Annotated in this window: 16 protein-coding genes and 2 pseudogenes; 12 read left to right on the top strand and 6 right to left on the bottom strand. The window is 73.7% G+C overall.

The features are described from left to right. Positions 1-61 precede the first annotated feature (61 nt). The 7 genes from ald to P3T35_RS30880 all read left to right on the top strand — a co-directional run bounded on the left by ald (position 62) and on the right by P3T35_RS30880 (position 7515). Positions 62-1204, top strand: a complete 1143-nt coding sequence (ald, locus tag P3T35_RS30910; protein WP_101382935.1) for an alanine dehydrogenase — start codon at positions 62-64, stop codon at positions 1202-1204. A gap of 340 nt (positions 1205-1544) precedes the next feature. Next, positions 1545-2651, top strand: coding sequence for a ParA family protein (locus P3T35_RS30905; protein ID WP_101385369.1), 1107 nt, complete (start codon positions 1545-1547; stop codon positions 2649-2651). Further along, a complete protein-coding gene (locus P3T35_RS30900) occupies positions 2648-3229 on the top strand; it encodes a hypothetical protein (RefSeq protein WP_101382936.1) in 582 nt (193 codons plus the stop codon). The genes P3T35_RS30905 and P3T35_RS30900 overlap by 4 nt, the downstream gene beginning before the upstream one ends. A gap of 97 nt (positions 3230-3326) precedes the next feature. Next, positions 3327-4202: a segregation/condensation protein A gene (locus P3T35_RS30895; RefSeq protein ID WP_101382937.1), complete on the top strand. Its 876-nt coding sequence runs from the start codon at positions 3327-3329 to the stop codon at positions 4200-4202. Positions 4203-4534: 332 nt separating this feature from the next. After that, the gene (gene scpB, locus P3T35_RS30890) at positions 4535-5119 is read left to right on the top strand and encodes an SMC-Scp complex subunit ScpB (protein ID WP_280708655.1); all 585 of its coding nucleotides are present in this window, start codon (positions 4535-4537) and stop codon (positions 5117-5119) included. A gap of 53 nt (positions 5120-5172) precedes the next feature. Next, a complete protein-coding gene (locus P3T35_RS30885) occupies positions 5173-6360 on the top strand; it encodes a pseudouridine synthase (protein ID WP_101382938.1) in 1188 nt (395 codons plus the stop codon). 174 nt (positions 6361-6534) lie between these two features. After that, positions 6535-7515, top strand: coding sequence for a helix-turn-helix domain-containing protein (locus P3T35_RS30880; protein WP_180356655.1), 981 nt, complete (start codon positions 6535-6537; stop codon positions 7513-7515). A gap of 28 nt (positions 7516-7543) precedes the next feature. On the opposite strand, the gene P3T35_RS30875 is transcribed toward P3T35_RS30880, so the two are convergent. The 3 genes from P3T35_RS30875 to P3T35_RS30865 are packed head-to-tail and all read right to left on the bottom strand — an operon-like array spanning position 7544 to position 11758. Then, positions 7544-7906, bottom strand: coding sequence for a DUF952 domain-containing protein (locus P3T35_RS30875; RefSeq protein WP_101382940.1), 363 nt, complete (start codon positions 7904-7906; stop codon positions 7544-7546). 15 nt (positions 7907-7921) lie between these two features. Continuing rightward, a complete protein-coding gene (locus P3T35_RS30870) occupies positions 7922-9508 on the bottom strand; it encodes a mucoidy inhibitor MuiA family protein (protein ID WP_101382941.1) in 1587 nt (528 codons plus the stop codon). 3 nt (positions 9509-9511) lie between these two features. After that, a complete protein-coding gene (locus P3T35_RS30865; RefSeq protein ID WP_280708639.1) occupies positions 9512-11758 on the bottom strand; it encodes a DUF4139 domain-containing protein in 2247 nt (748 codons plus the stop codon). Between P3T35_RS30865 and P3T35_RS30860 the strand changes: the two genes are divergently transcribed. The 3 genes from P3T35_RS30860 (at position 11643) to der (ending at position 15450) form a co-directional block, all read left to right on the top strand. After that, positions 11643-13034, top strand: coding sequence for a prephenate dehydrogenase (locus P3T35_RS30860; RefSeq protein ID WP_280708638.1), 1392 nt, complete (start codon positions 11643-11645; stop codon positions 13032-13034). The genes P3T35_RS30865 and P3T35_RS30860 overlap by 116 nt on opposite strands. 102 nt (positions 13035-13136) lie before the next feature. Then, positions 13137-13853: a (d)CMP kinase gene (gene cmk, locus P3T35_RS30855; protein ID WP_101382943.1), complete on the top strand. Its 717-nt coding sequence runs from the start codon at positions 13137-13139 to the stop codon at positions 13851-13853. Between the two features lie 151 nt (positions 13854-14004). Next, entirely contained in the window at positions 14005-15450 is a 1446-nt protein-coding gene (gene der / locus P3T35_RS30850; protein WP_101382944.1) for a ribosome biogenesis GTPase Der, read from the top strand. 128 nt (positions 15451-15578) lie between these two features. On the opposite strand, the gene P3T35_RS30845 is transcribed toward der, so the two are convergent. From P3T35_RS30845 to P3T35_RS30835, 3 genes and pseudogenes are all read right to left on the bottom strand, one after another. Continuing rightward, positions 15579-16238: a hypothetical protein gene (locus tag P3T35_RS30845; RefSeq protein ID WP_143676938.1), complete on the bottom strand. Its 660-nt coding sequence runs from the start codon at positions 16236-16238 to the stop codon at positions 15579-15581. Between the two features lie 204 nt (positions 16239-16442). Then, a pseudogene (locus P3T35_RS30840) lies at positions 16443-16904 on the bottom strand (hypothetical protein); the annotation flags it as partial. Positions 16905-17369: 465 nt separating this feature from the next. Next, positions 17370-17636: pseudogene (locus P3T35_RS30835) on the bottom strand (hypothetical protein); the annotation flags it as partial. Positions 17637-18073: 437 nt separating this feature from the next. Here P3T35_RS30835 and P3T35_RS40475 point away from each other — a divergent pair. Together P3T35_RS40475 and P3T35_RS30825 are read left to right on the top strand one after the other, a co-directional pair. Next, complete coding sequence (locus P3T35_RS40475; RefSeq protein WP_101382946.1) at positions 18074-18466, top strand: LysM domain-containing protein; 393 nt, start codon at positions 18074-18076, stop codon at positions 18464-18466. Positions 18467-18665: 199 nt separating this feature from the next. Then, positions 18666-19610: a transglycosylase family protein gene (locus tag P3T35_RS30825; RefSeq protein WP_348533445.1), complete on the top strand. Its 945-nt coding sequence runs from the start codon at positions 18666-18668 to the stop codon at positions 19608-19610. The last annotated feature ends 41 nt before the right edge of the window (positions 19611-19651 follow it).

Genomic DNA, 19651 nt, shown 5'->3' with positions numbered 1-19651 from the left:
CCCATGCCGGAGGCATGCCCCCGCGCACCCACCCTCCGGTCTTCCCCCGGTAGGGACCCCCATGGCAAGAGGGACGTGTTTAACCGTGACCAAGGTCGGCATCCCCCGCGAGGTCAAGAACCACGAGTACCGCGTGGCCATCACGCCGGCCGGCGTGCATGAGCTGGTCCGCAATGGCCACGAGGTCTTCATCGAGGACGGCGCCGGCGTCGGCTCCTCCATCCCCAACGAGGAGTACGTGGCCGCCGGTGCCACCGTCCTCCCCACCGCCGACGAGGTGTGGGCGACCGCCGACCTGCTGCTGAAGGTCAAGGAGCCGATCGCCGAGGAGTACCACCGCCTCCGCAAGGGCCAGACCCTCTTCACCTACCTGCACCTGGCCGCCGACCGGGCCGGCACCGACGCGCTGGTCGCCTCCGGCACCACCGCGATCGCCTACGAGACCGTCCAGCTGGCCAACGGCGCGCTGCCGCTGCTCGCCCCGATGTCCGAGGTCGCGGGCCGGCTGGCCCCGCAGGTCGGCTCCTACCACCTGATGCGCCCGGCCGGCGGCCGCGGCGTGCTGCCGGGCGGCGTCCCCGGCACCCACCCGGCCAAGGCCGTGGTGATCGGTGGCGGCGTCTCCGGCTGGCACGCGGCCACCATCGCGATCGGCATGGGCTACGACGTGACCCTGCTGGACCGCGACATCAACAAGCTGCGCGAGGCCGACAAGATCTTCGGTACCAAGATCAAGGCCATCATGTCCAACTCGTTCGAGCTGGAGAAGGCCGTCGTCGAGGCCGACCTGGTGATCGGCGCCGTGCTGATCCCGGGCGCCAAGGCCCCCAAGCTGGTCACCAACGAGCTGGTCGCCAAGATGAAGCCGGGCTCGGTGCTGGTCGACATCGCGATCGACCAGGGCGGCTGCTTCGAGGACTCGCACCCGACCACCCACGCCGAGCCGACCTTCCAGGTCCACAACTCGGTCTTCTACTGCGTGGCCAACATGCCGGGTGCGGTGCCGAACACCTCCACCTACGCGCTCACCAACGCCACCCTGCCGTACGTGGTCGAGCTGGCCAACCGCGGTTGGAAGGAGGCGCTGCGCCGCGACGCCGCGCTGGCCAAGGGCCTGAACGTGCACGAGGGCCAGATCACCTTCCCGGCGGTCGCCGAGGCGTTCAACCTGCCCTCCGTCTCCCTGGAGAGCGTGCTCGCCTGACACCGCACCACGCGCTCGCCTGACGTTCGATCAGGCGTAGCGGAGGCATGTCGTGAGCCCCTGGTCGGCGGTCGCCGGTCGGGGGCTTCGCCATGCGTCAATCAGCTGTGGGCTGGATCACCCACCCCTTGACAGAACCCGGTCGGATGGCCGACACATCGGTCCTACTACCGTGGATTGTGTTGCTGCGAACGCCCGGAACGGCCTAGAGTCGCAAACCGTCGGCATGGTGTCAGGCTGACGAATCGACATAATGCCCTGGATGCCCAAGGAGGTAAGACGACTTGTGAATGAGTCGACATTTGCTCCCGGGGGTGGTCAGCCAGGTCTGGCGGAGCACATCACCGGACAGCCGACCGACGACACCGGGGCCGGATATTCCACCGTCGGGGCCGAGGAGATCGGCACGGTGGCAGTGAGGACCTTCGAGGCGCGCCAGGCCGCCGCCCGCACCCCGGTCTACGAAGCGGACCTGTCGGCCCAGCAGCTGGGCTACTCCGAGTTCGCCGCCTACGGCTCCTACGACGACCCGGACGCCGAGTATGAGCCCGACCCCGAGTACGCCGCCACCCTGGCCCCCGACGCGGCCCGCCAGCGCCGCGAGCGGATCGGCCCCACCGGTCGCCCGCAGCCGTACTTCCCGATCCCGGCCCCGCTCGCCGAGCACGGTCCCGCGAAGATCATCGCGATGTGCAACCAGAAGGGCGGCGTCGGCAAGACCACCTCCACCATCAACCTGGGCGCCGCGCTGGCCGAGTACGGCCGCCGGGTGCTGCTGGTCGACTTCGACCCGCAGGGCGCCCTCTCGGTGGGCCTGGGCGTCAACCCGATGGAGCTGGACGTCACCGTCTACAACCTGCTCATGGAGCGGGGCCTGACGGCCGATGAGGTGCTGCTGAAGACCGCCGTGCCCGGCATGGACCTGCTGCCCTCCAACATCGACCTGTCGGCCGCCGAGGTGCAGCTGGTCAGCGAGGTGGCCCGGGAGTCCGCACTGGCCCGCGCGCTCAAGCCGCTGCTGCCGGACTACGACTACGTCATCATCGACTGCCAGCCCTCGCTCGGCCTGCTCACGGTCAACGCGCTGACCGCCGCCCACAGCGTCATCGTGCCGCTGGAGTGCGAGTTCTTCGCGCTGCGCGGCGTCGCCCTGCTGACCGAGACCATCGAGAAGGTCTGCGAGCGGCTCAACCCGGAGCTGCGCCTGGACGGCATCCTCGCCACCATGTACGACTCGCGCACCGTGCACAGCCGCGAGGTGCTGGCCCGGGTGGTCGAGGCGTTCGGCGAGCACGTCTTCCACACCGTCATCGGACGGACCGTCAGATTCCCGGAGACCACCGTGGCCGGTGAGCCGATCACCACCTACGCCACCAACTCGGTGGGTGCCGCCGCCTACCGCCAGCTCGCCAGGGAGGTGCTCGACCGGTGCCGCCCCGTCGAGTGAGCCTCCCGGGGGCCGACGAGCTGTTCCGCACCACCGGGGGGATGGCGCTGTCGCCCTCCCTGGCCAGCCGTCAGAACGCCGAACCGGCGGACGGCAGCGGTGCCCGGCAGCCTGACGCCGCCTCGGCTGACGCTCCCTCGGGTGGCACCGGTGCCGCGCCCGCCACCGGGCCCGCGGTGGGGGCACCCCCGGCCGAAGGCTGGGGGAGGGTGCCCGCCGGTCGGAGTACCGAGAGTGCCCCGGCCCCGGCGCCCCGCGTCGTCCCCCAGGGCGGCACCGCGGCCGCCCCCGCCCCGGCCGGCCCCGAGGACCAGCAGGCCGACCCGCTGCGGCGCCGCCCGCGCGGCCGGGCACCGCGGCGGCCCAGCGGCCGTGAGCGGCACGACGAGAAGATCACCGTCTATGTGTCCGCCGAGGAGCTGATGGACCTCGAGCACGCCCGCCTGGTGCTGCGCGGCGAGCACGGGCTCGCGGTGGACCGCGGCCGGGTGGTGCGCGAGGCGATCGCCGTCGTGCTGGCCGACCTGGAGCAGCGCGGCGAGGCGAGCATCCTGGTGCGGCGGCTGCGGGGCCGCTGAGCCGGTCCGCGGGCCGGGCGCGTGCCGCCGTACGGCCGTGCGGCCGTTGAGCGCGTACAACCGGGCGGGGTCACCTCGCGTGTGAAGATGGACCGCCATGGCCACCACCACCGCCCCCGACACCGCACCTGAGCAGGACCAGCCGCGCGGCGCCCCACGCGATCAGTCCTTCACCGTCAGGCTGGCCAACTTCGAGGGCCCGTTCGACCTGCTGCTCGGCCTGATCGCCAAGCACCGGCTGGACATCACCGAGCTCGCGCTCTCCAAGGTGACCGACGAGTTCCTGGCGCACATCCGCGCCATGGGGCCGGACTGGGACCTGGACCAGGTCACCGAGTTCCTGGTGGTGGCGGCCACCCTGCTCGATCTGAAGGCGGCCCGGCTGCTGCCCGCCGCCGAGGTCGAGGACGAGGAGGACCTGGCCCTGCTGGAGGCCCGCGACCTGCTGTTCGCCCGGCTGCTGCAGTACCGGGCCTACAAGCGGGTCGCGGCGGTCTTCGAGCAGCGCTGGGCCGAGGAGGGGCGGCGCCGCCCGCGCACCGTCGGCCTGGAGCCGCACCACGCCGAGCTGCTGCCCGAGGTGGTGATCCACGTCGGGCTGGAACGATTCGCCCAGCTGGCCGCCAGGGCGATGACGCCCAAGCCCAAGCCGGTGGTCTACGTGGACCACATCCACACCCCGCCGGTCAGCGTGCGCGAGCAGGCCCAGCTGGTCGCCGACTACCTGGCCGCGCACGGCTCGGCGGTCTTCGCCGACCTGGTGGCCGACGCCGACAGCGAGCTGGTCGTGGTGGCCCGGTTCCTGGCCCTGCTGGAGCTCTACCGGGAGCGGGCGCTCGCCTTCGACCAGGCCGAGCCGCTGGGCTCGTTGACGGTCCATTGGGTGGCCGAGGCGGACCGGGCGGCGATCGAGGTGACCGACGAGTTCGACCGGCCCGCCGGCGAGCCGGAGAAGGAGAAGGAGCAGCGGTGAGCACCGTGCCACCCCCCGGGGTCCCCGGCGACCGGCCGGCCCGGCGCAGCCTCGGCCTGCCCGGTCAGTCGCGCGACGACGAGTGGCTGGAGCCTGCCTACCCGGCGGAGCCGGTACCCGATGCCTGGGCTCCGGCTGAGCCGGTGCCGGACGTGTGGGCTCCGGCTGAGCCGGTGCCGGAGGTCTGGGCCCCGACCGAGGCGGAGCCCGTGGCCGCCATCCCCGAGCAGCCGGGCGCCCCCGAGGCTCCTGAGACCTCCGATGCTTGTGAGGCCACTGAGGCTACTGAGGCTACTGAAGCCACTGAGGCCACTGAGGCCTCCGAGGTCGCGCTGCGCCCCGGTCTGGAGGCGGTGCTGATGGTCGCCGACGAGCCGATCACCGAGGCCCGCCTGGCCGAGGCGGTCCAGTACCCGCGCGCCGAGGTGGCCGCCGCCCTGCGCGAGCTGGCCGCCGAGTACGCTGCCCAGGACCGCGGTTTCGAGCTGCGCCTGGTCGCCGGCGGCTGGCGCTACTACAGCAGCGCCGCCTGCGCCCCGGTGGTCGACCGCTTCGTCCTGGACGGCCAGCAGGCCCGGCTCACCCAGGCCGCGCTGGAGACTTTGGCGGTGGTCGCCTACCGCCAGCCGGTGTCGCGATCCCGGGTTTCCGCGGTACGCGGTGTGAACTGTGACGGCGTGATGCGTACCCTGGTACAGCGAGGCCTGGTGGAAGAGACCGGGACCGAGCCCGAAACAGGTGCGATCCTGTATCGGACGACGAGCTACTTCCTGGAACGGATGGGGCTGCGCGGCCTGGACGAGCTTCCGGAACTGGCGCCCTTCCTGCCCGAGGTCGACGACGTGGAAGCGGAGTCCCTCGAAGGCACGGCGATCGCGGACGCGGTGGCCGCCGCAAGCGCACGGGAAGCGCAGTGAGGTCGGCCGGGCACGACTTGCACTTCCCGAGAACGACGACGTACGGACATTTGATGCGTAGTAGCGGTAACGGCAGGAACAGCGGCGCGGGCGGCCGGGGCGGCAGCGGTCGCGGGGGCGGCTCCTCCTACGGCGGCGCGCGCGGCGGCGGTGCGTCCCGGGGCGGCAGCGGTGGCGGTGGCGGCTTCCGCAGCGGCGGCAGCGGCGGTGGCCGCGGCGGTGCGGGCGGCGGACGGCAGGGCGGCGAGCGGCGGGACGACCGGCGGGACGACCGGCGGGACGACCGCCGCTATCCCGACCGTCCGATGCGCCCCGAGGAGCGGCGCTACGACCGCCCGGAGTACGGCGGCGGCCCGAACGCCGCCCCGTCCCGCGGTCGCGGCCCCGCGCAGCGCCCGGGCGCCAAGGGCGGCCAGCGCCCCGCCCCGCAGCGCTCGCGCGAGCTGCAGGCCCGGATCGAGGACGCCGTGCTGCGCCGCCACGAGCGGCCGGCCGCGGCCGCCCAGGGCGACGGCGGCGAGGCCGGCGAGCGCCTGCAGAAGGTGCTGGCGCGGGCCGGTGTCGGCAGCCGGCGGGCCTGTGAGGAGCTGATCGCGCAGGGCCGGGTCGAGGTCAACGGCGAGCTGGTCACCGAGCAGGGCAAGCGGGTCGACCCGCAGCACGACGAGATCAAGGTGGACGGCCTCACCGTGGCCACCCAGTCCTACCTGTTCTTCGCGCTCAACAAGCCGGCCGGCGTGGTCTCCACCATGGAGGACCCGGACGGCCGCCAGTGCCTGGGCGACTACGTGAACAACCGGGAGACCCGGCTGTTCCACGTCGGCCGCCTGGACACCGAGACCGAGGGCATCATCCTGCTCACCAACCACGGCGAGCTGGCCCACCGGCTGACCCACCCCCGGTACGGCGTCACCAAGACCTACCTCGCCGCCATCCAGGGCCCGATCCCGCGCGACCTGGGCAAGCAGCTGGCCAAGGGCATCGAGCTGGAGGACGGCTTCGCCCGCGCCGACGGCTTCCGCGTGGTCTCCAACGTCGGCAAGAACTACCTGGTCGAGGTCACCCTGCACGAGGGCCGCAAGCACATCGTGCGCCGGATGCTGGCCGAGGCGGGCTTCCCGGTGGAGAAGCTGGTCCGCACCCACTTCGGGCCGATCGCGCTCGGCGACCAGAAGTCCGGCTGGCTGCGCCGGCTGACCAACCCCGAGGTCGGCCAGCTGATGCACGCCGTCGGCCTGTAGGGTCGCGCGATCCCCGCGAAGGGGCCGGGCACTCCGCCCGGCCCCTTCGTACTGTCCGGCATGTGGTCGCCACGGCGGTCGGGTTGTCAACCAACCACTCCGTGGCACAAGATGGCCATGAAATCAGCACTCAACGAATGGCGTGAACTCGCCATGCTCGGGGGAGGGGTCGTCATGTCTGAAGCGTTCGGCGCGCTCGGGCTCTCCGAACCCGACGGTCAGGTTTACGCCGCCTTGGTGGCGGCGCCCCGCTCGACCGCCGCGGACCTCGCCGAGCGCTGCGGGCTCACGGTGCAGCAGAGCGGCAAGTCGCTCAGCCGCCTCGCGCAGCAGGGCATGGCGACCCGGGCCCCGGTGGAGCGCGACCACTACCTGGCGGTCGCCCCCGACGTGGCGATCGGCACCCTGATCGGCCACCGGGAGGCCGAGCTGCGCAGCGCCCGGGCCGAGATGCACCGGCTGATGGACGCATTCCGCGAAGCCTCCCGGTACACCGACCCGGCTCGCTCGGTGGAGGTGCTCACCGGCGCCGAGGCGATCGCCCAGCGGATCGAGTACCTGCAGGACACCAGCGTGCAGCAGGTGCGCGGCTTCGACTGCCCGCCCTATGTGCAGGACGTCGCCGCCAACCTCGTCCACCAGCGCCGCAAGCTCATCGAGGGCGTTCGCTACCGCGCCATCTACGACCGCGAGGCGGTGGCCTGGCCGGGGCGGTTGGAGGACGACATCCTGGTCGGCGTGCGGGACGGCGAGGAGGCGCGGGTGCGCACCACTCTCCCGATGAAGCTGATCATGTCGGACGACCGGATGGCGATCATCCCGATCAGCGTCGGTGACAGCGTGCTGGACGCGGCCTATGTGATTCACCCGTCCGCGCTGCTGCAGGCGCTGGACCGGCTCTTCGAGGCCGAGTGGGAGCGGGCGGTGCCGCTGCAGGCCACCCTGAACTCCGAGGTCGGTCCCGCCGAGCCGGACGAGGACCACCGCAAGCTGCTCCCCCTGCTGGCCGCCGGCCTCACCGACGAGTCGATCGCCCGCTCGCTCGGCTGGAGCGCCCGCACCACCCAGCGCCGGCTCCAGGCCCTGATGCGGGAGCTGGGCGCCAGCACCCGCTTCCAGGCCGGACTTTCGGCCCGCGAGCGCGGCTGGCTGTAGCACCGGGCGCGCTCGCGGGGGCGGCGGGTCAGCTCCAGGGCAGGAAGCGCGCCCAGCGGCCGTCCGGACCGCGCTCCAGCTTCTCCAGGCCGACCACCGCGGTGCGGTTCAGCCGCCCGTAGATGTGCGGGAAGAGCACATCGGGAGCGGTGCCCGGCGGGCGGTCGCCGGTCGGGGCCTCCCAGCGGATCATCGGCTCCACCCGGTCCTCCTCGATCAGCAGCGCCATCAGCGGATCCGGCGCCGCGGCGAAGAACACGTTCGCCACCGCCAACGCCGTCGGCTCGTCCGGCGAGCAGTGGATGTAGCCGTCGGTCAGCAGCGAGGTGGCGCTGTACGGCCGACCGGGGTCGCGAAGCCAGTCATCCAGGGGCGCGAGATGCAGGATCATGTGTCTGTTGTACCTCTACAGCCCCGTGACTCTGGTGGAGGCGGCCACCTCGTAAACCAGCGTGACGGTCCGTCGGGCGTTCGGCGCCAGCGGCAGCCGCCAGCTCACGATGCCCTCGGCGTCCAGCTCTGCCGGGCGCGGATCGCAGCTCTGCTCGTGCAGCCGCACCTGGACCGCCGAGACCTCCGAGACCGGGATCCGCTCCCGCACCGTCACCAGCTGCTCGCCGGTCACCCCCGGAGCCGTCGGCCGGGAGACGTGCACCCGCACCGTGCGGGTGACCGTGGTGCGCCGCCCCGCCACCGGCAGGCCCGTACTGCCCTGCTCCTCGACCACCTCGCGCACCAGCCGGTACTCGTCCGAACCGGGGAACGCCAGCTCGACCACCGCTCCCGGCGCCGTGTACGGCAGCTCACCGCGGCCCAGGTAGCCGCTCTCCCGGACCAGCTCGACGGGCCCGGCCAGCAGCGGCCCGCCGCTCTCGTTGCGCACCGACACCACCTCGCTGACCAGCGGCGACAGCTCCGGCGCCGCGACCAGCTCGGCCGCCGCCGGGCCCGTGAACGAGCCCAGCGGCACCCGGTGCGCCCGGCCGTCCCCGGCCACCGAGGCGGGCGCCGGAGCGGTGAGCACCCGGACCTCGCCGCGGTCGTCCACGCCCGGCAGCTCGGTGGTCGGCTCCGGGCCGGCCGCGCCCAGGGCGGCGATCTCCTCCTCCCGCACCTCCACGGCCACGGTGCGCCGCTCCTCGGCGGTGAGCGGCCGCAGCGTCAGCCGGTCCTCGTGCAGCAGCGGCGGCTCGGCGGCCAGCGTGGAGCGGGCGGTGGACAGGGTGAGGCGCACGTCGGTCCAGTCCTCGCCGGTGGCCTGCCAGACCACCGCGTCCGAGGCGAGCCGCAGCCGGCCGCCGCCGAGCACCGCCCGGTAGGCCGGCCGCCACAGCGCGCAGGCCGCCAGATGACGGACCGTCAGAACGGTGTCGACGGCGTCCTCGGCCCGCACCGTCAACTCCAGGAAGCAGCGCAGTTCGAGCGGTCGGGACTCGGTCTCCTCCAGGGCGCCTGCCACCTGGCGTTCCTGCGCGGCAAGTTGGGCCAGCCGACTGATCAACTCGCGCTGCCGCTCGGCCTGTTCGTCCTGCTCGGCGCCCAGGCCGTCCAGCTCGGCCGCCCACAGGTCCGGCTCCGCCGCGCCCAGCCCGGTGCCCTCGGCGACCTCGCGCAGCAGCTCCTCCGACAGCTGGCCGAGCAGCGCCAGCCGGGCCGCCACCCGCTGCTGCTCGGCGGAGCCCGCCCGGATCGCGGCGCGCAGCTCGTGCAGCCGCTTCCGCAGCGGTGAGTCGGCCTCGTCGGGCCCCGCCGGGCGCGGCTCCCAGCTGCGCACCAGGCGGGCGTCCAGCACCTGGGCGTGCGAGCTGCTCAGCTCGGTGCGGAGGGTGTGGTCGACGGCGAGCGGGGTGACGGGGCCCAGGCGCAGCCGGTGGGTGCCGGGGGCGAGCCCGAGGCGGGCGGTGCGCTCCAGGTGGGCGCGGTCCTCCAGGCAGGTCGCGGCGGTGACCGGGAGCGGGATGGCGGTCGGATGCGTGGTCCGGTCGTGGGTCACGGGTCAGCCGCTCCTTCGGTTGCCGCCGGTCAGGGAGCTGCCGGCCGGGAAGCGGATCTCGTATCCGCCGGTCAGCCGGGTGCGCCCGCCCGGCGCCAGCTCGACCCGCCAGCGGCGGGTGCCGCGCGGGTGCTGCGGGTCGTCCGAGGGCTGCCACGCTGGATCGGCGGGCTGCTCGTCCACCCGGATGTCGCGTTCGGCGCTGACCGGGACCCGCTCCCGGACCTCCACCGTCACCGGCCGCGACAGCTGGTTGGCCAGCTCGATGTGGATCCGCTCGCTGACCACCGTGGTCGCGCCGCGCAGGCCGGCCGTGGACTCCTGGGTCTCGGTGCGGCAAGTGGCCCGCACGCTCTGCGCCACGCCCAGGCCGATCCGGCGGCGGGCACCCGGGGCGAGCGTGGGCAGGGCGGTGCTCAGCAGGAAGTCGCCGTCCACCGTGACGTCCAGCGGGCCCGCCAGCAGGGCGTGCGCGGTGTCGTTGCCGAGCAGCAGGGTGGCGTAGACGGCCGGGTCCACCGCGGGCACGCAGACGTACTCGGCGGTCAGCGACACCGGCAGCTCGGTCAGGCTGACGGTGTGCCAGGTGCCGTCCGAGGGCACCACGACCCGGGAGGCGGCCTCGTACCGCTGGTCGAACGAGCCGGCCGACTGGCGCGGGGGCACGGCGTGCGGCGGCAGCGGCGGGACCGTGCGGTCCAGGCGGGCCGCGGCGTACCCGGCCGCGCCGGAGCCGGCCCCGGCCGGCTGGAGCCGCCCGCGCTGGGACGGTGCGCTGTCCGGGCCGGCCAGCGTCAGGGCCGCGTAGTCGAGCAGCTCGGCGGCCGGGACGGGCGGCGCGGGCGGTGGTGGTGGCGGCGGCGGCGGGGGAGGCGCGGGCATCGCGCCGCCGGGGGCGGGCGCGGCCATCGCGGCCATCGAGCGCATCCGGTGCGGGCCGGCGGCGCCTGGGGCCTGCGGGACGGGCGCGCCGGGGGCCTGGGGGACGGGCGGTCCGGTGAGCGGGGGCGGTGCGCCGTAGCCCTGCGGGGCCGGGGCGGGCGCCGCTGCGCCGTAGGCGATCTGGCTCGGCGCCGGGGCGGCGGCGCCGCCCGGGAAGTCGTCGGGTTCGATGTGCGCGGCGTGGCGAATCGGCCGCGTCGCGGCCGGCGGCGCCGGCCGGGGTGGCGCCGGCGCCCGGTCGTAGTCCGCGAACAGCGCGTTCAGCCCGCTCGGCGGCTCCCGCCAGCCGGACGGCGCCGGGGCCGGCTGGCGGCGCCCGATCCGCAGCGACCGCAGCTTGGGCAGCTCGGCCGGGCGGAGCAGATCGGCCGTGGAGAGCGCCAGCCGCACCCCCGTCCAGTCCTCACCGGTGCGCTGGGCGACGGCCGCCCGCAGCGTCAGCGTGCCGACCGCCTCACCCTGCCGGTGGCTCAGCTGGTAGCTGGGCACCCAGCACGCCCCCGGCACCCGGTACTCCAGCTCGACGGTGACCGTCCCCCAGCCTTCGGCCGGGGGTACCCCCATGGTGGGCCGGGGCAGTGCGGGATCGTCCGGTGCCAGGGTGACCAGCACGGCGGTGCCCGCCGCCACCGTGCGGTCCGGCCGGTCCCAGGAGACGCGCTCCAACTCGTCGACCAGCCGGGCGTGCTCCCGCTCGGCCCGCTCCAGTTGCTCCCGCACCTCCTCGGCGGACTGCTGCAGCGCGGCCAGCCGGCCGTCGACGAAGTCGGCCAGCGCGCGCAGCGCCGCCACCGGGGCCCGGCGCAGCTCGGCCGGCCGGCCCCGGGCCGGCTCGGGCGGCACCGCGCGCAGCTCGGCCGTCCGCGTGATCCGGGTGTCCAGCAGCTCCGCCCGCAGGCGCAGCGCCGCGACCCGCTCGGCGGCCGCCGTAACGAGCTCGGGCAGCTCGGCCCGCTCGGCCGGCTCGGTCCGTTCCGCCGGCCCGCTCGGCGCCGCCTCCAGCGACGGCCGCAGCTCGGTGATCCGCCAGCCCGCCGGCGCGGCCGTCAGCCGGGCCCGCACCGTGCCCGGCTCCAGCACCGCCGGCAGGCCGGTCAGCCGCAGCCGGACCGGCCCCTCGGCGGGCAGCGCCACGCCGGCCACCCGGGTGCAGAGAGCGCCCGAGGCGTGCACCACCACCGCGTCCAGCACCGTGGGCGCACTGACCGCGGTATCGGCTGACGGTGGGTCGATTGACGGTGGGTCGGCTGACGGCGAGTCGGTGGACGGGGGCTCAGCCGGTGGCGGGTCGGCTGCTGGGATCGGCACGGGAGCGTCGCTCCTTCACGTTGCGGGCCGGCAGTTCCACGGTGGTGCTCGGCCAGTCTGCCCTGTGGGACTGACGGCTGTCCTGGTGATCGGTTCGGATCGACGGGGCTGGGGAAGCGGCCGCCGGGGCGGTGCGCAAGGATGGGGGCGTCCGCCGTCCGTCCCCCGCAGTGCAGGAGCCTCCACCACCATGCGCACAGCCGCCGTCGTCGGCACCGGTCTGATCGGCACGTCCGCCGCGCTCGCGCTGACCGCCCGGGGGATAGCGGTCTATCTGGAGGACGCCGACCCGGACGCCGCCCACACCGCCGCCTCGCTCGGTGCGGGCACTACCGACGAGCCGTCGGAGCCGGTGGACCTGGCGATCGTGGCGGTCCCGCCGGCGCTGGTCGGCACCGTGCTCGCGGACTGCCAGCGGCGCGGCCTGGCCCGCAGCTACACCGACGTGGCCAGTGTGAAGGCCGGGCCCCGCGCCGAGGCGGTCGCGCTCGGCTGCGACACCGCCCACTACATCGGCGGGCATCCGATGGCCGGCCGTGAGCAGTCCGGCCCGCTGGCCGCCCGGGCCGACCTGTTCGAGGGCCGCCCCTGGGTGCTCACCCCCACCGCCGACACCACCACCGAGACGCTCAACGCCGCGCTGGAGCTGGTCGCGCTCTGCGGTGCCATGCCGGTGGTGATGGACGCGACCGCGCACGACCGCGCGGTGGCACTGGTCTCGCACGCTCCCCAGCTGTTCTCCTCACTGGTCGCGGCCCGGCTGGAGCACGCCGACGAGACCGCCGTCCGGCTGGCCGGCCAGGGTGTGCGGGACGTGACCCGGATCGCCGCCTCCGACCCGCGGATGTGGCTGGACATCCTCTCCGCGAACGCCGGCGTGGTCGCCGACGTCCTTGAGGAGCTGGCCGTCGACCTGAACACCGCCGTGGGCGCGCTGCGCTCGCTGGCCGGCGATGACGAGACCGGCCGGCGGAAGGGCACCGACGGGATCGAGAGCGTGATGCGCCGCGGCAACCACGGCCAGGCGCGGATCCCGGGCAAGCACGGCGCCCCGCCGACCCGCTACGAGACCGTGGTGGTGGCGATCGGCGACCAGCCCGGCGAGCTCGGGCGGCTGTTCCGCGAGGCCGCGCGGGCCGGCGTGAACATCGAGGACGTCGCGATCGACCACTCGGCGGGCCGGCAGGTCGGCCTGGTCCAGCTCTCCATCGCGCCGACCGCCACCCACCAGCTGGTCAGCGCCCTGGTCGAGCGCGGCTGGGACGTGCGGGACTGAGTCCCGCGGACCGCGCAGCCTCCGGCCTCGCCGCCGGGGGAGTGGTCGCGGTCGTCTAACCTTGAGTTATCTCCCCCGGGTGTCGAGAAGAGAGGTTCCCCCGTGGACACTGCCGGCCGAGCGCACGCCCCGGTCGTCGTCGCCATCGACGGACCCTCCGGCTCCGGCAAGTCGACCGTCTCCCGTGCGGTCGCGGCCCGGCTGGGCCTCAGCTTCCTGGACACCGGTGCCATGTACCGGGCGATGACCTGGTGGATGCTGACCAACGGGGTCGACACCGCTGACGCCGAGGCCGTCGCGATCGCCTGCGGCAAGCCGGTGATCGTCTCCGGCACCGACGCCGACGGCCCCACCATCACGGTCGACGGCGTCGACGTCTCCGGCCCGATCCGCGGCCCCGAGGTGACCGCCCAGGTCAGCGCCGTCTCGGCGGTGCCGGCGGTGCGGACCCGCCTGGTCGAGCTGCAGCGCGACTGCGCCGGGCTGGCCCCGCGCGGGATCGTGGCCGAGGGCCGGGACATGGGCACCGTGGTCTTCCCGGACGCCACCGCGAAGATCTTCCTCACCGCCTCCGCCGACGCCCGGGCCGAGCGCCGGGCCGCCGAGCTGCGGGCCAAGGGGGTGGACGAGGCGACCATCGCCGCGATGGCCGCCGACCTGGTCCGCCGCGACACCGCCGACTCGTCCCGCAGCACCTCGCCGCTGACCCAGGCCGAGGACGCCGTGCTGGTCGACACCAGCGCCCTGACCCTCGACCAGGTGATCGACGCCGTGGTCGAGCTGGTCGCCGAGCGTGCCGAGGGCCTGACCGCGGCGTAGCGGCCGCGGCGCTTCCCGTACCATTGGGTGTTTCGCCCTGAGATTCTCTGGGTTTCTGAGTTTTTTCGCGCTGCCCGGCCTCCATGCCCGGGCAGGTACGCACGGCCGCGCCCGGTGACGGGGAGCGGGCCGGGAATTGGAACAGACAGCAATGAGTAACGAGCACATCGCCGGCCACGGCGCGCTTGACGACGCCGAGTACGCCGAGTTCATGGCCCTCGCCGAGGGCGAGGGCTTCGAGGACGGCGACCTCGACCTGGAGGCCGGCGCCCATCTGCCGCTGCCGGTCCTCGCCGTGGTCGGCCGCCCCAACGTCGGCAAGTCGACCCTGGTCAACCGGATCATCGGCCGCCGCGAGGCCGTGGTCGAGGACCGCCCCGGCGTCACCCGCGACCGGGTCCAGTACGAGGCCACCTGGAACGGCCGCCGCTTCAAGGTGGTCGACACCGGCGGTTGGGAGATCGACGTCCTCGGCATCGACGCCATGGTCGCCGCCCAGGCCGAGCTCGGCATCGAGACCGCCGACGCGGTGCTCTTCGTGGTGGACGCCACCGTCGGTGCCACCGACACCGACGAGGCGCTGGTCAAGCTGATCCGCCGCTCCGGCAAGCCGGTGGTGCTCTGCGCCAACAAGGTCGACGGCCCGTCCACCGAGGCCGAGGCCGCCTACCTCTGGTCGCTCGGCCTCGGCGAGCCCTACCCCGTCTCCGCCCTGCACGGCCGCGGCTCCGGCGACCTGCTCGACGCCGTCCTCGCCGTGCTGCCCGAGGCGCCGCCGCAGACCTTCGGCGTCGCCCTCGGCGGCCCGCGCCGGGTCGCGCTGATCGGCCGCCCCAACGTCGGCAAGTCCAGCCTGCTCAACAAGGTGGCCGGCGAGGAGCGCGTGGTCGTCAACGAGCTGGCCGGCACCACCCGCGACCCGGTCGACGAGCTGATCGAACTCGGCGGCAAGACCTGGAAGTTCGTCGACACCGCCGGTATCCGCCGCCGGGTGCACCTGACCGCCGGCGCCGACTTCTACGCCTCGCTGCGCACCTCCGCGGCCCTGGAGAAGGCCGAGGTCGCGGTCGTTCTGATCGACGCCAGCGAGACGTTGGCCGAGCAGGACACCCGGATCATCTCGATGGCCGTCGAGGCCGGACGCGCCGTGGTGGTCGCCTACAACAAGTGGGACCAGATGGACGAGGAGCGCCGCTACTACCTGGAGCGCGAGATCGAGAAGGATCTCGTCCAGGTGCAGTGGGCGCCCCGGGTCAACGTCTCGGCGCTGACCGGTCGGCACATGGAGAAGCTGGTTCCGGCGATCGAGACCGCGCTGGCCGGCTGGGAGACCCGCATCCCGACCGCCAAGCTGAACGCCTTCCTCGGCGAGCTGGTCGCCGCCCACCCGCACCCGATCCGGGGCGGCAAGCAGCCGCGCATCCTGTTCGGCACCCAGGCCGGCATCAAGCCGCCGCGGTTCGTGCTCTTCGCCTCCGGCTTCCTGGAGGCGGGCTACCGGCGGTTCGTCGAGCGCCGGCTGCGCGAGGAGTTCGGCTTCACCGGTACGCCGATCTCGATCTCGGTGCGGGTGCGGGAGAAGCGCAAGAAGAAGTAGACCTCATATAGAGGGGATACACAGGTGCCCCCTATATAGAGGAGTGGGCCTGGCGACTGGGGAGAGTCGCCGGGCCCACTCTGCTTTGGTGGCGGCCCCCTGCGGCGCGGTGTATCGCCGGGCGGCGGTCAGCTGCGGCCCGGGGGGAGGGAGAGCAGGTTGCCGCGGTGCCGACCGGGGGTGGCGACCGCGGCGGGCGCGAGGTAGCCGGCCGCCACCCAGCCCTGGCCGCTGGTGGGTTGGGCCTGGGCCGGGCCCCCCGGGTTCTGCTGAGCCTGCTGAGCTTGGTGAGGCTGCTGAGCCTGGTGGCCCTGGTGGGCTTGGTGGCTCTGGTGGGCTTGGTGGCCCTGGTGCGCTGCCGGGTGGGACGAGTGCGACGGGTGCGACGGTGCTTGGGGCTGATACGCATGGGGCGACTGGGCGTTCGGTGCCTGTGAGTTCGGCGCCTGCGAGGGCTGGTGCGCCGGTACGAACTGCGGTGCGCCGGGCAGTTGGCCGGCGAAGGCCGGGAACGGCTGGTGCTGCGGCGAGCCCCCGTACGGCTCGGCGGCGGCCGGCGGCGGGTAGGCGGCGCGGGATTCGTAGGGGCGGTTCGCGAAGCCGGTGAAGCGCAGCTCCTCCTCGTTGGAGCGGTCGCCGGGCAGCGCACGGAAGAGCCGACGGTACTCGGAGTAGAGCTCGTCGTAGATCGGAGTCGGAGCGGGGGCTACCGGATGCTCCCCGTCGTACGACGGCCTCATCGCCGGGATGCTCCGGAGGGCGGTGGTGTGGCGGAGGGCCGAGGTCACGTCGTAGCTGTACACGCAGGGCCCAACGAGCGAGTCGGGTCGGGGATGCGGGTCCGCCACCGGGCATCGGCGCCGGCAGTGCGCCGCGCGCCCGGGGGTGGACCCGGGCGCGCGGTGTGGTGCGGGGCGGACGTCGGGTGCTGCTTCTCGTGCCGACGATGCGTCAATGCGCCTCGTGGATCGGGCACTTGGCAGCTCGGCTGATCAGGTGCCGGCCAGCGGGAGGGTGGCGGCGACCAGCAGCCCGCGGGCGGCGGCCCGGTCCAGCGCGGTGCGCAGCAGGTCCTCGCGGGGCTGTCGGCCGATGGTGCCGGCCGGCGCCGCGTACATGATCACGGTGGACTGGCTGTTGGCCGCGTTCCGCCATGCCTCGGTGACCACCAGCGGGGCGTGCGCCTGCCACCAGGCGCTGGTGCCCGCCGCCGAGGGCTGCAGGATCGAGTGCAGCCGCCCCATCGCGAACAGCACCGACCAGCCGCTCAGCCGCGCCGGCGGCTCGTTGACCTCGGGGACCTGGTGGAAGCCGTTGTCCAGCAGCAGCGGCAGGAACTCGTCGGTGCCGCTGGCGCTGCCCGGACGCCCGACCGGCCCGGTGGGTTCGACCACGATGGCGGCATGGCCGGTGTCGCCGCAGAGCACCAGGCCGCAGGTGACGCCGAGCACGGCGGGCTCGCCCGGAGCGGGCACCCGGGCGGCCGAGTCCGGCGTCGGCGCTCCGGTCGGATAGGGCGAGCCGACTGGTGCGGTGGGCACGGTGGCCGGTCGGGGGACGGCGGCCAAGGGGGCGGTCAGCGGATCGAGTAGCGGAGCGGCCAGCGGATCGCCGAGCGGGGCCGTCAGCGGGTCGGCGAAGGACGGGGTGGGCAAGCCGCTCAAGGAGCTCAGGCCGTTCAAGGAACTCATGGAGCTCATGGAGCTCATGGAGCTCAAGGAGTCAGGCCGCGGGTCGGTGAGGCGGGTGGCGAACGGGTCGATCGGCGGCGGGCTCAGCGGGTCGGTCATCGGGTTCGCCTGGTTCGTCGGGTTGGCCGGGTTGGCCGGGTTGGCCGGGTTGGTCGGGCTCGTCAGCGGTGCGGTCAGCGGGTCCGACGGCATGCCGGGGGGCAGGGGAGCGCTGCCCTGGGTCTGGTTGATGCTGCGCACCGCGCCGACCAGCTGCGCCTCCGAGACCGGGACCACCTGTGACGGGATGCAGCGGGCGTGGGCGAAGGCCAGCACCGCCGTCTCCTCGCCCACGAACAGCACGGTGCTGGTCCGCTCGGTGAGGCTGTCACCAGGGGTGCGACATGACGTGCAGTCATAGCTGTCAGGCGCGTGGGCCCCGCCCAGTAGGCGGTCGGCCTCGTCATCGCCGATCTCGGCGCGGACCTCATCGCTGACATCGAGCAAGCGCGGCAACAGGACTCCTAGATCAGTCGGCTGGGCGGTATGAACGCCCCGGCGCGGCGCGGGTGGGCCCGGCCGCCATTACCAACGGAGTGGTGTGGTCGGAGTCACGGGTTGGGCCGTCGAGTGTCGGATTTTGGCGCTGGAGTGACTGCTTGTGGTTCACGAATGACTACGTTCTGTCGATAATGTGCGCGAGGTCACAGGATTTGAGAAGTGACCGATGCCACGCGAGAAAGGGGTTTGAGCCTCGCAAATCATGGCAAAACGGGCAGGTGACCTTGGAAAGCCGTGATCGTTACCTCGGGTAACACCTTTCTGACCTGGTCTGATCCTGAACGGGTCATGAATTTGTTGATTCCGTGCTGGTGGCCCACCTAGCTTTCTCTCCGGTGCAACGAGCACCACCCGGGTTCACCCCCAGCGCACCCGCAGTCGGGTGCCCGCCGATGGCCACTCGTACAGGCCGGTCGGTGCGTGGCGGAGTGGCCAGGGCGGCACGTACGTCGGACACGTACCCGGCCGCCCACAGGACGTGGCACAGCGCAACAGGCTCCTCACCGGGCCTGGTTCCGCAGCAGGCCCCGGTCAAGCAGAACACCGCCCCGGCCCCGCAGCCCGCGAAGCCGGCCGCCCCGGCCGCGCCGAAGTCGGACAACGGCTACCACGGCCACAAGGCCGCCACGGGCAACGGTGGCAGCTACACCGTCAAGAGCGGTGACACCCTGAGCGCCATCGCCGCTGCCCACGGCACCGACTGGCACACCCTGTACCAGAAGAACGCCTCGGTCATCGGTGACAACCCGAACCTGATCTTCCCGGGCCAGGTCCTCTCCTTCTGATCCGTCCGAGTCTCCTGCTGATCCTTTGGTTGGATCTGCTGGGCTCTGATGGTGCGTCGGACCGCCGCTCCCCTTTCCAGGGGAGCGGCGTTTCGGCGTTTCGGCGACGATCGGCGTGTCGGCGCGCTGGTGCGCCTAACGGAGGAGTAAGGGGCGCTTCTGGCTCGCGGGCTCGTGGCTCGGCGGTGAGAGTCGGAGGGTGCGCTATCGAACACGTGTAGTTACCGGTATCTGCCTCTGCCTCTGCGGTGTCGGGGCGGCCGGCCTGGCGGCTCCCGCTTCCGGTTCCGGGCCGGCTCCCGCTGCTCCGGCCCCGCGCTCGGCTGCGCCCTCGGCGTCGGCCGGGGGTGGGGTGGCCCATGAGGTGCCGGGAGGTGGGGGATTGCCCGCCCGGTGGTCGAAGGGGATACCCCTCGTGCCGGGGCTGACCGGCCGACCGGGCCAGGGGCCTGCGGGCCCGGCGGCTTCGGGTGGTGCGCGGGTGCCCACTGCCGGGTGGACGCCTGGTGGTTCGCCCGCTGGCTCGCCTACCGGTTCGCCCGGTGGCTCGCCCGCACCGGGGGTCACGGGGGCGCCCACGCCGCCGGCTACCGGCCGGCCGGTTCCGGGGCCTGCTAGCCCGATCGCCTCGGGGGCTGCCGGCCAGCCTTCGCAGGAGCCCGCCGATCCGTCTGGCCCGTCCGGTCCGTCCGGTCCGTCTGGCCCGTCCGATTCATCCGATCCATCCGATTCGGAGGCGGCGAGTGCGGCGGGTGACGAGGCGGCGAGCCCCTCTGCGTCTCCCTCCAGGTCCACCCAGCGGCCCGTCCTGGACACCCCGCGCCCGTCAGCTCCGGAGCCCTCCGATCAGCCCGACCCCGAGCCCGCCGGCAAGCCCGGCCCGGCCGGGGCTGGGGCGGATGCCATCTGGGGCCGGCTGGCCACGTGCGAGAGCGGCGGTGACTGGCGTGCCGCGACGGGCAACGGCTACTTCGGCGGGCTGCAGATCTTGCCCGGGACCTGGCGGACGGCGGGTGGGCTCCGCTATGCGTCGCGTCCTGACCTGGCGACTCGGCAGCAACAGATCGAGGTGGCCGAGGAGATCCGGGCGCGCCAGGGGTGGCGGGCATGGGGTGGCTGCGCCCAGGACCTGGGACTGCGGTGACGCCGCTGCCGGGTGTGATGGTGGTCGGTTGTCGTGGTGCG

The organism is Kitasatospora sp. GP30 (assembly GCF_029892145.1).
In the GTDB taxonomy this organism is placed as follows: Bacteria; Actinomycetota; Actinomycetes; order Streptomycetales; family Streptomycetaceae; genus Kitasatospora; species Kitasatospora acidiphila.
The sequence above is the reverse complement of the archived record's forward strand: the minus strand, read 5'-3'. Positions and strand labels throughout refer to the sequence as shown.

What these genes read in the sequence shown, in the direction of transcription:
- der (WP_101382944.1), top strand. Translation starts at nt 14,005, where the DNA reads ATGAGTAACGAGCACATCGCCGGCCACGGCGCGCTTGACGACGCCGAG.
- P3T35_RS30880 (WP_180356655.1), top strand. Translation starts at nt 6,535, where the DNA reads ATGTCTGAAGCGTTCGGCGCGCTCGGGCTCTCCGAACCCGACGGTCAG.
- P3T35_RS40475 (WP_101382946.1), top strand. Translation starts at nt 18,074, where the DNA reads ATGGCCACTCGTACAGGCCGGTCGGTGCGTGGCGGAGTGGCCAGGGCG.
- P3T35_RS30885 (WP_101382938.1), top strand. Translation starts at nt 5,173, where the DNA reads ATGCGTAGTAGCGGTAACGGCAGGAACAGCGGCGCGGGCGGCCGGGGC.
- P3T35_RS30875 (WP_101382940.1), bottom strand. Translation starts at nt 7,906, where the DNA reads ATGATCCTGCATCTCGCGCCCCTGGATGACTGGCTTCGCGACCCCGGT.
- P3T35_RS30895 (WP_101382937.1), top strand. Translation starts at nt 3,327, where the DNA reads ATGGCCACCACCACCGCCCCCGACACCGCACCTGAGCAGGACCAGCCG.
- ald (WP_101382935.1), top strand. Translation starts at nt 62, where the DNA reads ATGGCAAGAGGGACGTGTTTAACCGTGACCAAGGTCGGCATCCCCCGC.